Origin of the sequence: Pseudobutyrivibrio xylanivorans DSM 14809 (genome assembly GCF_900141825.1) — a bacterium.
In the GTDB taxonomy this organism is placed as follows: domain Bacteria; phylum Bacillota; class Clostridia; order Lachnospirales; family Lachnospiraceae; genus Pseudobutyrivibrio; species Pseudobutyrivibrio xylanivorans.
Window position 1 is genome coordinate 1 of sequence record NZ_FQYQ01000041.1, and the last position, 12,602, is coordinate 12,602.

At 35.2% G+C, this 12,602-nt stretch carries 15 protein-coding genes and 1 pseudogene; 1 reads left to right on the forward strand and 15 read right to left on the reverse strand.

The annotated features are described in order from the left end of the window. The 15 genes from BUA88_RS15410 to BUA88_RS15480 form a co-directional block, all read right to left on the reverse strand. Nucleotides 1–193: UPF0236 family protein (locus tag BUA88_RS15410; RefSeq protein ID WP_242939634.1), on the reverse strand; the 193-nt coding region annotated here is incomplete at its 3' end. Between the two features lie 699 nt (nucleotides 194–892). Continuing rightward, entirely contained in the window at nucleotides 893–1,531 is a 639-nt protein-coding gene (locus BUA88_RS15415; RefSeq protein WP_072919626.1) for a hypothetical protein, read from the reverse strand. A gap of 112 nt (nucleotides 1,532–1,643) precedes the next feature. Then, a complete protein-coding gene (locus tag BUA88_RS15420; RefSeq protein ID WP_083572568.1) occupies nucleotides 1,644–2,309 on the reverse strand; it encodes a hypothetical protein in 666 nt (221 codons plus the stop codon). A gap of 20 nt (nucleotides 2,310–2,329) precedes the next feature. Further along, nucleotides 2,330–3,106: a hypothetical protein gene (locus BUA88_RS16570; protein WP_072919629.1), complete on the reverse strand. Its 777-nt coding sequence runs from the start codon at nucleotides 3,104–3,106 to the stop codon at nucleotides 2,330–2,332. A 33-nt stretch (nucleotides 3,107–3,139) separates the two neighbouring features. Next, nucleotides 3,140–3,718, reverse strand: a complete 579-nt coding sequence (locus BUA88_RS15430; protein ID WP_072919632.1) for a hypothetical protein — start codon at nucleotides 3,716–3,718, stop codon at nucleotides 3,140–3,142. A gap of 12 nt (nucleotides 3,719–3,730) precedes the next feature. Next, nucleotides 3,731–4,522, reverse strand: coding sequence for a FlxA-like family protein (locus tag BUA88_RS15435; RefSeq protein WP_072919634.1), 792 nt, complete (start codon nucleotides 4,520–4,522; stop codon nucleotides 3,731–3,733). A 15-nt stretch (nucleotides 4,523–4,537) separates the two neighbouring features. Then, on the reverse strand, nucleotides 4,538–5,116 hold the full coding sequence (locus BUA88_RS15440; RefSeq protein WP_072919636.1) for a DUF6033 family protein: 579 nt from the start codon (nucleotides 5,114–5,116) through the stop codon (nucleotides 4,538–4,540). 196 nt (nucleotides 5,117–5,312) lie between these two features. Next, complete coding sequence (locus tag BUA88_RS15445; RefSeq protein ID WP_072919639.1) at nucleotides 5,313–6,701, reverse strand: sensor histidine kinase; 1,389 nt, start codon at nucleotides 6,699–6,701, stop codon at nucleotides 5,313–5,315. Further along, entirely contained in the window at nucleotides 6,701–7,417 is a 717-nt protein-coding gene (locus BUA88_RS15450; protein ID WP_072919642.1) for a LytR/AlgR family response regulator transcription factor, read from the reverse strand. The genes BUA88_RS15445 and BUA88_RS15450 overlap by 1 nt, the downstream gene beginning before the upstream one ends. Before the next feature lie 155 nt (nucleotides 7,418–7,572). Beyond that, complete coding sequence (locus BUA88_RS15455; RefSeq protein ID WP_072919644.1) at nucleotides 7,573–8,214, reverse strand: hypothetical protein; 642 nt, start codon at nucleotides 8,212–8,214, stop codon at nucleotides 7,573–7,575. A 102-nt stretch (nucleotides 8,215–8,316) separates the two neighbouring features. After that, a complete protein-coding gene (locus BUA88_RS15460) occupies nucleotides 8,317–9,627 on the reverse strand; it encodes a hypothetical protein (protein ID WP_072919646.1) in 1,311 nt (436 codons plus the stop codon). A gap of 87 nt (nucleotides 9,628–9,714) precedes the next feature. Then, nucleotides 9,715–10,152, reverse strand: a complete 438-nt coding sequence (locus tag BUA88_RS15465; RefSeq protein ID WP_143151461.1) for a hypothetical protein — start codon at nucleotides 10,150–10,152, stop codon at nucleotides 9,715–9,717. A gap of 288 nt (nucleotides 10,153–10,440) precedes the next feature. Beyond that, complete coding sequence (locus BUA88_RS15470) at nucleotides 10,441–11,403, reverse strand: hypothetical protein (RefSeq protein WP_159430913.1); 963 nt, start codon at nucleotides 11,401–11,403, stop codon at nucleotides 10,441–10,443. Between the two features lie 138 nt (nucleotides 11,404–11,541). After that, nucleotides 11,542–11,964 (reverse strand): hypothetical protein, encoded by a 423-nt coding sequence (locus BUA88_RS15475; protein ID WP_072919651.1) that lies wholly within the window; start codon nucleotides 11,962–11,964, stop codon nucleotides 11,542–11,544. Between the two features lie 20 nt (nucleotides 11,965–11,984). Beyond that, nucleotides 11,985–12,113, reverse strand: a complete 129-nt coding sequence (locus BUA88_RS15480; RefSeq protein ID WP_083572569.1) for a cyclic lactone autoinducer peptide — start codon at nucleotides 12,111–12,113, stop codon at nucleotides 11,985–11,987. A 286-nt stretch (nucleotides 12,114–12,399) separates the two neighbouring features. Between BUA88_RS15480 and BUA88_RS15485 the strand changes: the two are divergent. Continuing rightward, nucleotides 12,400–12,602: pseudogene (locus BUA88_RS15485) on the forward strand (IS110 family transposase); the annotation flags it as partial.

The window sequence follows — 12,602 nt, forward strand, 5'->3', positions numbered from 1 at the left end:
CTGGTAATTCTTTGATTAACCTATCCATTTCTACTATGGATGCCTGTAAAATTTCCCTACCTAACTTATCAGTTTCTTCTTTTGTTGCGATAGCAAAATCAGCCAGACTTGTTGGATTTTTATAATACTCCAGCCTCATCTCTAATAATTTTGGAATGAAATATTCCGCCAAATAACTTATAATATCTTCCATAAAAGAACATCCTCCCTTGTGTGTATAGTTTTCGCAAACCAATACTTTATCACAAAGAAGGATGTTCTTTTATTATTTGTGTATATTTTCCGAGAAAATTTTTACGCTAGCATAGTTTAAACCTACTATTTTTAATAAAACTATCGATTTAAGCTTGTCCATACATATAATTCCCTCGTTATTTTTTTCATTATGAGTAAATGTTATCATTCTTAAATGCTTAATACAATTCCTTACAAAAGGTACACTACCACTATAGCAGTGTACCCTTTGTTCGTTGCTTTATTTAAGTTCCATTCCTCAGTCCATCTGTCAATCTGAACTATGCCACTTTCCGAAAGGTCCAAGTGGTTAACTAAAACAAATATTGCTTATTAAATAATTTCATTAGTATCAATAGCAAAAGATGAATATAGAGTTTCATTAGCCGTTCCTGACTCATATATTTTTGAAAGTGCAGATCTATTTATAGAATTAGTATTGCCAAGGAGCAACATATCCATCTCCGAGTTATTAAGCGCTAGCTTCTTAGATTGTTCTTCGTAAAGGCGCCACCTCCTCATTCAATACAAAAAGCCAAGACTCATATTATATTCATCCATGAATCTTGGCTTACAGTTCTTATATTAAATTTCGGAAGCATTGACAATGCTATAAAGCTACATGCTATCAATGGACAGTTCCATGTAATGAATAGACTTAATACATCATAAATCCATTAGCATTATATGTCCCAGAACGCATTGCTAAAGCTTTATTTATGATTGAATCCATCGAATTAGCACTACTGATAAGTTCTCTTCTGTATGATGAACCGCTACCTAATAGTGCTTTTATATCTTCAGGATTAGCTGCGTTCAATTTTTCTTGATCAACTGAGAGCTTTTTATCAGCGTTAATTGTAATGCCAATCTTTTCAAAAGAAGCTGCGTTTTCCTTGAATATATCGGTGAATTCAGTCTTAAAGCTCTTATTTAATGCACCACCGCAACTATCCAAATTAGAAATAGTGCTATTGTAGGCTGCGACAAAATTAGTTACTCCTTTAATGAGCTTAGATTTATCATATTCTTTACCACTTTCAGCGGAATATAAATCTTTATCATCAAGCTTCTCTAGTGCATCCAAAAGATTATTGGTCGCATTATCCACATTTTTATATTTTGTATTATTTTTCGTGGTGCTAATACCTAATGATTCCATTTTTTGCTGATATTTTATTTCATTATTTGAAATCAACTGATTTATAAGAGGATTTCCTGACTTACTCTTATTAAGCATAGAAAGCAAGCCCTGGTTACATTGATAATATTCATAAGAATTATTTATTGAACTCATATGATTAGCCTCCTAAAAGCATTTTCTATAATATGTTTCGCCAAATCCTCTGCTTCAATAATCTCAATGTAATGAAATGCACAAATAATGTATTGAATAGCAGGTAACTCATCTATTCCTTAATTGTATCCTCACTAATCACTTCCTTGGATTCGCTTTCCTTTGACTTATAGTAATTGTCAAACAGTGAATCCGCAGCATCTATTGTACGCTGACAAATATCAGGAAGCTTTCTTCCCCAAGACTTACCTGCTTGACCAAAGCCTTTGTGCATTGCCTTTTGCATTTCTTTCATTTTGTCAACATCATCACCAGCAAGTGCGCTTGCAAAATCAAACAATCTCTGAGAAGTTTGCTTAACGCCCCAATAACCATCTTCGCCTATATCAGCCTGGGCTTGAGCCTTTGTTGCTGCATCAACTTTAAAATTTCCTCCAGCAAGCATTCTCCAAAAGCTATCATCATTAGCCTTTCCAAAAGTACCAACTTGTCCAGATAAAGTCTTATTTACTAATTCAAGCATCTGCTGTTTTTGCTGTTCCATATCAGCTTTAAGCTGCTGGACCAATGCCGCACGATCTTCTTTACTCATCTTATTGATTTTATAAGTTCCAGTCTCTTTTACATCGCTTTTTTCGTATGTGGCGCCTTGCTCTGTACTCTTATTTTCAGCCACTTTTTCTTCAACCTTTGATGTATCAGTATTCTTAACATCATTTTTATTCTGAACTAACGAAGTCGCGTTTGTATTTGTAATTCCACTAATATCCATACCCATAATAAATACCTCCAATCCTATTATTCCTTCACATCAAATTTGCTGTTAGCAAGCTGAGACACTGCCTTTGAATAGGTTCCATTCTTAGTATAAGAACTCCCAACTCCAGCTGCATTTGCAATAGAATTTCCCTTATTCATAATCTTTGATGCAAATGAATTATGACCAATAAAAAGAGTCTTAAGAACTTCTATATCTGATTTTTTCAGCTCATCCTCATCTAAAGAAAGTTTATTACCTTTCCCAATAGAAATGCCCACCTGATTCAACAAGCGCTCGTGAGCTGATGTAGCTTTTGTCATCCATGCTGCATTTCTTAAAACACTTTTAGTATTTGATTCACCAGCCGCTTCAACTGTGCTGTTATAATCATCTATAAATGAATTTAAAGCCTTGCTTATAGCCTTCCAGTCATATTCTGATTTGGTTGTTTCTTCTCCAGTTTCCTCATTCTTTTCCTTAACTTCTTTTTTTGTCCAAAGGGAAGAATTCATCAATGCTTCAGCTGATTTAGACAACGATGCAGCATTATCTGACATCACTGAAAGCTTTGCTGTGGAGTCTTTACCAGAGGATGACTTCTGTGCCTTTTCCTGCGCATAATAAGCCTTCATTAGTTTGCCATAGGTTCCGCTCTTAATCATTGAATAATCCGACAAACTGAATGTTCCGCTTGATGCTGCAGGCGATGATACATTAAGTCCAGCCAAGAAATCATTAGAATAATTTTGATTGTTTACGTTGTAATTCTCGTCAAAATACTTATGACTTGATACATAATCGCTAATCCTTGCCATACTATCGACCTCCTTGTCTATTCTAATAATCTATTAAATACGATAATCAAACGGTTTATAATTCTCAGGAATATCTTTTTCCTGTTCTAATTTTTCAAACTGTTCATCTTTCAACAATTTAGCCTGTTCCAACTCTTCCTCCGATAATGCCTCCTCAGATGTTTCCTGCAATTCTTCAACCATCTCTTCCGTGACTTCTTCAACTGCCTCGGTGAGATTATCCATTAACTCATCAAGCATTCCATCATTTTCAACGCCAGTTGCTTCCTCAATCATATCCTCACGACGTTCTTCAGAAGTCTTAGGTTTATTCTTCTCTGCAGCCTCAGCAATCTTTTCAGCAAGCTCCTGGGCTTCGTCAAATACATGAAACATCTGAGAATTGTTGTACTCCATCTTAGCCGCAGCTATTTGATCTTCATACCCATGGAACAAGTCAAGTTTTCTGGCAATCTCATCTATGGTGTCGGCTTTCATATTCTTAAGATTTTCCTTTTGCTGTTCAAAGAACGCGATTTTATTATCACGTTCAGCTTGCCTGTTTAACCTATCCTGCGTGCTTTTTAATCCAAGATTACCTAACAAATCAATGCCTTGTAACTTAATATTCATAGGCAATCCCTCCTATAATACCTCATCAACATTATTACCTACTGGATTATCAGGATTGATTTCTACTCCCTCTGGAATTGTATTCTCATCATTAGACTCTACTAAATCTGCACGTTGCTCAGTTGTAGCTTCAGTTTCTGACTTGTTAGCTTTATCTGTTTTATTGTTCTTATCAGAAGCGATTGTAGTATGTTTATCATCACTTTCAGCTGACTTATCGATTTCCTTGTTTGCACGATTAATTACATCCATTTGAGCAGATTCAATATCTCTGGTCCTTGCCTCAATATCAGCAAGCTGCTCCTGTTTCTTTTCTACGTCTTTTCCCCTGGCAGAATCCAGCTTTATTTCAGTTTCAAGAATGCCAACTTCCCCTTTCATGTTGGCTTTAACTGCACCTTGGGCTTCAACCTGATTAATCGCACTATCAGCTGATATAAGTGCTTTCATACTAGCTGTAGAAATGCCCTTTGAGGCTTTTGATGATTTAACAGCCTTCTTGCCTCCTAGCATATCTTCCATAGATGAGCCTTTATTTTGCCGACTTTCCTTACGTTGCTCAATCTGGTGCTGGCGTAATTGATTTTGCAAATCAGATATCTGCTTCTGAATTTCCTGTCGCTTTTTCATTTTTTCTTCTATAGACATTTCCTTGTCCTCGCCAAGAGATTGAAGCTGCTCCTGGGAATTATTTATCTGCTCCTGGATACTCTTACTATAAGAATCCATCTGCTGATTTTGATTTATCTGAAATGTCGTACTAGATCTTTGTGATTCACCAATTCTATTTATATTAATGTTCATGAAATCGCCTCCAATCTATACACGAGCGTCAATGCTATGACTTTTTATCTTTATTTTTGCCTTAGCTGTGCTATGATTATTATTCTTTGATAAACTCTTTTTCTTTGCAGTCTTTTGTTTTCTGAGTTTACTCAAGTAATCATATGGTTGCTGCTTATAATTCTGTTTACCACCATAAGTACCTATACTCCACTTACTCATTCCACCATCTTTATCTATCACCCAGCCTTGAGCAATGAGTTTGCCACCACCAGCTTCAATTCGTTGTATGTTTTCCTTATCAAGACGTTTCATATTTTCAAATTGGTCCGTGTATTCCTTCTCCAATTCTGGATCTTCCGCCATTTTCTTAAGAAAAGTTGGGGATATAGCTATATTTGTAGTATCCTTAGAGCCATAAGTTGTGCCGTATGAAACATCCATAGCAAAAAACTGGATACCATCATATTTACTCTGTAAATAGCTTAACTCATCAGCTGCCGTTTTTCTGGTGGATGTTTCTTCTGCAACTAATTCGTTTCCCTTAATGTTTTGACTATTTGTTTGAATTCCCTGATAATAGCTCAGATTATTGCGAGATATTTCCATTCCCATGTAATCACCCTCCTTGGTTCACAATCGAAATCCTTTTCCTTTTAGATAGACTTATAGCTTTCTATAATCGCTATCGACTAGTATTTTTTCAATCTAAACCCATTTGTTGTGAACCGCATTTTATATGATGTGAACAGCATCTATTACAAAAAAATAAAGCCTGCTGCATTACTGCAGCAAGCTTTACTCTGTATTCCTATCCAACTAACATAATGTTAAGCACAAACCATAACCCATCTTTTTCACTCAATTGCTTAATCTCAATATCTCCGTTATATTTCCTAGCAATTTCCCTAATATTTCGTACACCAAACCCATGGCTGTCACCATTCTTTATAGATATAGGAAGCCCATCTTCATCAATCCGCGACTTTATCTCTGACCTATTCTTGATACTAATAATATAAACCTTATCTCGTTCAACTGAAGTTATCTCCACAAACGGCTCCTTAACGTTAAGTGAAGCTTCGTAGGCATTTTGTAAAGCATTTGTAAGCACCACACACATATCAAACGGATTTACACCTACATTACTTGGATACTTGAAGAGTGGTTTAAAACTTATTTCATCCTTAGCAAATTTATCTACATACTCTGATAACGCAACATCAGTTACAGCATTTCCCGTTTTTGCAGCTGGAACAATGTCCTTATATGCTTCTTCCCATTTACCAAGATAGTCTCTAAGTTCATTATACTTTTCAGACTCCAAAAGGCCTGACATTACAGCCACATGATTACCGGTATCATGACGCATAGCCCTCATCTGCTGATAAACAGCCTCAACTTGCTCCACATATCTTTTGCTGTCGTAAATCTGATTAGCAAGAACACGATTAGCATACTCGATTTCTTTATTAGCCTTAATGCTCTGATAAAAATATAACGTCACAACTAATGTTAAATACGACATTACGCAGAACAATATTCTATATAAATTACCTGGAATATTTGCTTGAATACTTCCATTTTCAATGCCATCAAACCACAACATGTAATATGCATAGATGATGCGAGTAGCAAGAAAAATACATGCACATGGTATTAATAGCATAATAAATTCTTTCCATGACAAGTTTTCATGCTTATTCTTATACGTTTTAAGTACAAGTCTGATTGAAATGAATAACAGCAATAACGCTAATCCGTACTCAATAACTGTTGAGACCACATATTCAGCCACTATTGCCGGAATGCTTTCTCTAAACAAACTGAATTCCATGATAAAATCTCGTTCATAGAACCCAAGCTCAGTGAAGATTTCCAGTGTCAGCCATCTTATGATGAAAAAGCACACACAAAGAAAAACCTTTTGCATAAGATTTCTTTTCTCATCCAATAAGAACAATATGATACCCACAATAAAAAGCGAACATATAGATAAAACTAATCTAATTCCATTTTGAATATCAACATATCTAAGAATACAGTCTACACCCCACTCAAAAAGAGCTGCAACATATACAGCTTTCTTCTTGTTAACAAAAGGACATAGCCAATAAACAAATAGAATCGAAGTAATTAGGCAGTATATTTCAATTGCACCAATCATAAAATTATTAAAAAAAGCGTCTGATACCATCATCACAAACCTCTTGTATTATATGATAAATATGCTCTTACTAAATCTTGATACTTTCCCCTAGCAACTGGTAATTCTAATCCCATCACCCTAACAACTTTTGAGTTATATGATTGAATTGCTGAAAGATTTATTAAATACGCCCTATGAACTCTAAAGAAATCACCACCAGCAATTTTCTCTAAATCCGCCATTCGTCCATAATACTCAATCTCATCATTATCCTTCATATGAAGTACAATTCTACGATTAAAAACCTCAGCAAATGCAATTTCTGATAAAGCAATATTTCGACTTAATCCGTTAGCTTTAATCAAAAAAGTTTTATCTTCTGATTCCTTTGAAATTAGCTTATTCGGACGATGCCTCACCTCTTCAATAGCTGCATGTAATACTTCTTCAAATTTATCCTTATTGATTGGTTTTACAAGATAATTGAAAGCTTTGACATCAAATGCTTTAAATACGTATTCCTCTAGCGCAGTAACGAAGATAATCACAGCATCGCTTCCCCTAGAACGAACTTGTCGTGCCAACTCCATTCCATCCATTCCAGCCATCTGAATGTCTAGAAACATAATGTCTACATTCCCATCTGCTTCTAACATACCTTCTGCAGATTCAAAACATATAACATCCGCTTTCTCCACCTCTTTTGAGATGCTTTCGGCTATAAAATCCCTTATGTATTTTTCATCATCACAAATTGCAATTTTCATTTTCAAATACCCCACTGTTCATAAACATTATTATAGCCAATTTACCTTTATGTAAACCTTACCTCTTGTGTGAAACGCACTTTTTTTGTTGTGAATTGCGTAAAGTAAAAATGGGATTATGAGCATTTGCCATAATCCCATTGTACATATTTCATCTAAGCTCTTAAATCAAAAGAAGTTTTTCCCTTACTACCAAAAATGCTTTCTGTAATCGCCCTTAAATCAGTTCCCATTCCAATATACTCTTGTGTTTCTAATGACTCACTCTTAATCTTCTCTAGTCTCCGCTTTTCTTCAGCTTCTTTTTCCTTCTTTTTCTTAAGACGCCTTTTTTCAAGTTTCTTCTGTGTTTCTCTGGCCTCATCAGCCTTACGTTTTGCATTTTCACGGGCGATTTTTCCGTCAGGATCATTGGTACAAGCACTTGTCATGGTAATCTCACCATTAGCATCATATTCAATAGTCATAAATGTCATCACTGGATTTCCAGGCATATTCTTTGTGTACTCAACGCTTCTTTTAACACACTCATTTGTTACAGCTAAATTTTCTTCGAGGAAAGCTGCCTTTTCTGGATCCTTATTGCACTTTTCAAGAAAAGCACTTGAAACTGTTACCGTCACGGGAACACCATACATGTTTTTAGTACCTGTATTCATCTCTGGATACTTTTCCTGAAGATATTTTGAATAATCATTTATATTCTTAAAACCAGTTTTTATCTCCTCCTGTCTGGTGACATAAGGCGTAGCCGTTTTAAGTTCCATTATCTGAGAAGTTACTCCACTTACATCCATAGCAATCAGCTCCTTTCATCCTCCCACTAAGAATATCGTGTTCTTTACCAATACTTGTAATAGATCTGTGCTGAAATGCTATAAACTTGGTGTGAATTGTAATTATACTTCCTGTAAAGCCTCTACGTTCCCCATATTCAGCATATCAATTAAATCCCTACACCATCCGGCTTGCTTTTGGGCATCTTGGTGTTTAATATTCTTCATCCATGAATATACCCTCTCTATCAAAGCCAAAGCATTGCTTTTTGTGCTAGTAAAATACTTTTCACCAAATAACTCTCTAGATTCGCCATAGTTATCTATATCATCCTCAAGTTTTAATGTTCGATATGCTGCCCAATTATTAATGGCTCCTGGTATCTTATTTCCTATGTGTCCTTGATACGTTAGATATGCAAATATCTCCATTTCAGAAGCATTACTTGGATCAACGTCATTTACATGGATATTATATGTATGGACCTTACCATCAGTTTCTTTCATACTTAACTGCACTATTGGATCCTCTGCAGTAGACTCCGGTGCTTCGTATGCTATAACCATATTAGCCACCAAATCCGAAACTGGATAACTTGTTAGACCTATAACCTTTCTGTCCTTTGAAACAGAATCTTCTGATATTTCTTCAACTGCACCATGCCGTGAAATAATATATTCATGTTCAGCTTCTACCTTCTTCGTCACCTTAGAAATTATATCTAAGCGCTGTTGTTCCTTGTCTTGCAAAACACTGCCTGTTTCATCAAGACTCAAATTATATTTCTCCATGGTTGCTCCCATAAGAGTTTCCATCAACTTATTGATGTGAGGCATAAAGTTTTCTATCGAAAGATTTCCCATTCCTGCCATTTCATATTTGCCCATTTCACTTGAGAAGGTAGCAAGATAATCCATGCGCTCAAAAATATCATTTACCTCAAAGTCGCTCACAAATTTCATTGTCTCATCAGCAAGATTCTCTGTTTCACGAATGTATGAGCACAAAGCTGCAAACTCTGTAAAGTCTGCATCAGTAGGATCAACATTATAAGGATCTATTTCTTTTTCAAACTGTTTTCCATCTTTATCAGTACCAATGGCTGTATACTTTCTATCATCGCCATTAACATCTATTCTGATTTCAAACTGTTGCATTACACCTTGATAAGAAAATGCTGTAGTACCGTTTGCACCTGCAGTTGCTGAAAACTCACTGCTCATTACTGTTGCTGACACAATACGTGTATAGCTATTTCCTTTATTTTTTCCATCCTCCGCAACTTCAGTAGTATTCAATTGTTCATCTGCTGAAGCTTTCATAGCTTTTTCAAAACTAGAATCTTTATTATTAGCGAAATTAGAAAAATAAAGATAACTACTAGAAAAAGCTCCCTGCATAAGAAAATTGTTTTCTGCTAAATAATCTGCCATAAAACTCCTTTCTGCAACTTATCTGTCAGTCAAAGCTGCACCGCTCTCCAGAAAGGTCCAAGCGGTTTGTTACTAGCCACAGTTGTATTATTCATCCACACATCCGTAGCGTCTTTCCATTTCTTTAATGAATTCCTCAAAAGTATAATGTGTATTTGGATCGTCCCAAAAACTTTGAGTAGCAGTTAATGCATCAGGTTCCATCTCTAACATGCATTGTCTCAAGGTTTTCCTCTTATACTCATTACTCTTTATAAGGTCTTCTACATATTTTTCCATTTCTTCTTGGTTATAAACTTTACTTGCGAACGAAGGCTTATTACCAGAACAACTAGCATTTATACGTTCTGTTCCAGACATAGTATTGATAATCTCAATCATTTTTTCTGGTTCCCATTTATCATTGGTTATAACCTTATTTGATGTAATAGTGTCTGAAAAAGTTATTTCTTTGTCTGAGATTCCAACATCGTATTCCGATTCCCCCCTTGTTTTTAAAACATTTGAATTAGTTTTATAATTCATACCATAATAGCTTCTTTGTGACAATACACTACCTATATCCATACTTTTCCTTTCTACCTTTTCTTAGTTTGATAAAACGAATCAAACAAAAAAGATTTTAATCATGTATAAAAACTATAATTCCTTATTAACTTACAATCATCTTGACCACCACCCCAATCACTTATAAATAGAAAAAGCATTTTTTCAATATTTCAATCCATTGAAAAAATGCTTTCCTATTAGTCCTTATATAAATTTATATCGACACGTTATTAAATAATATTAGTTAACCTTAATGCTTATACATTACAAAAAACGCATCGTCTGAGGTGATACTACATATTTGTAGCCGATATAAATATTTGGCTGCCAAGTAAAACTATAGCTATATAGAACCTTTCCCCATATTTCCCAATTCTGTTTTACATAAAAAGCGTTCTGCGGTATATCGAATGCCTCCAAATTACCATATTGTTCCATCATATAACCAGAAGAAGTTTTTATATACTTATAAAAACCACCCCATGTACCACCATTGCCATTATTGTCAATGCGAAAATCCGTCAGAACTGCTCCATCTGGAATATTGATATCATTTGATAAATTATAGTATCTATGATCACAATGCCTATAATCAGTTCCTCCTTGAGGCTTATATCCGAAATTAAAAGTCAATCCAGAACTTCTCCACCCTGTGCCACCATCTTTATATGCTGCTCCAAAATATAATGTATATGGTGTATCACTGTATCCTGAACTTGATTGTATACAGATATAATACGTTCCTTCCGATTCAAAATTCAGATAAAATACCTCTGATGTATTTCCTTCCTTAAAATCAACATACCCCTCTGTAACGTCTGAATTAACAACAATCATGTCATAATTGCAATTACTTGGTATATCCATTAAAACAAATGCATATGGCACAGAGGTATCTAATACTTCCATCTTGTACCAATCTACATCTCCGTCATGCAATGTTGCCGATATTCTTTTTCCCATGAGGCCTGTAGTCGCTGTTTCATACTTATTATTTGATTCATATCTGTCCCCTACACTTGAATTTGCCATTGTGCCTATAGAAATTGGTGCAGATACAATACCTGGAAAAGATAACCCTAAATCCTCAAAATCTGACTCACTAACAATTGGATACTCATTTTGCAAATCCTCAAACAAAATCTCATCTGTATTGCCATTCTCGAAAAATACTTCTTCATCATCTGTTTCTGCTGCAAAAACCTGTAATGATAATGATACACTCAAGAATAGTATTCCTAATAATCGAAACACTCTTCTACCTTTGTTCATGAAGCACCTCACTATTCTTTGTTTTCTTATCTTATGTCAATTGTTTCAGGAAAAATCTCACACTAAAATACATGTAAGCTTTCACTGTTTATATTAATTAACTGAAACACCAGGAAGAATTCTGCTTGCACGTATCGTTTGCCTTGGATATCTTAATGTTTGAGCTTCTGCGGTAACTGCATAAGAATGAATTCCAGGTGCTTGGTCAATTGTATATGGTGTTTTAAAAAATCTTACTTCACCAACTTCTATATTATTTGACCCAAAAATAGTATCTCGATACCTAGTATCTTCCGGACAAACAAAACCATTACATATTACAGATGCCGTACTTGGTCTCCCTACATATTCTATGTAAACATAAATCTCACCCGTTGTATCCTCATACATCATTTCGTGAATTATTATTCGTGTCAACGTCGGTGCTGGTGCGGCCTCAACACTCAATGGTCTTAAAAAAGTCAGCAAAAATGCTAACAGCATTACCAATGAAGTAGCCTTCTTAAATATTTTCATAAACTCACGCCTCCTCTTACTTATTTCTTTAGTTTCTGCGGAACTTTAGGCTCATAAAACCTTCCGAAACATAAACAGTTAGCCTTTTTCTTAGCCACATATTCCGTAGCCTGTAATACTTTCTTGGCTAATAATTCCTTTCTTCTCATTCCCTTTCACCTCCCATAGAAATATATTCTATGACGAATATAACACCTTGAAAAATCTTTTCAATAGATAATGCACGAACGACACGATTTGCGGCACGAACAACATCAACTGGTCTTGTTGCTTTTTTACCATAATGTTAAACTAATATAGGATACCAAAGTGGTGAAGGGAGCATTCCTGTTAGGGTAAAAATATCAGGTTTGTAAAAAATGAGTGCCTCTCATAGAATAATGATTGTTAACTTGCCGGTTAATAAAAATCATTGTTCAAAGGAGACACCCACAAATGAATTGTAAGCAGAATGAGAGAATCAATCAAGTAAAAGAATCAACTTTGGTAGTTGGAATTGATATAGGAAGTACTACACATTATGCCAGAGCCTTTGATTGGAGAGGCATTGAACTAGGTAAAGTTTTTAAGTTTAGCAACAGTCGAGAAGGTTTTGATAGCTTCAAGAATTGGATGCAGTGGTTACTAAATAAAAACAA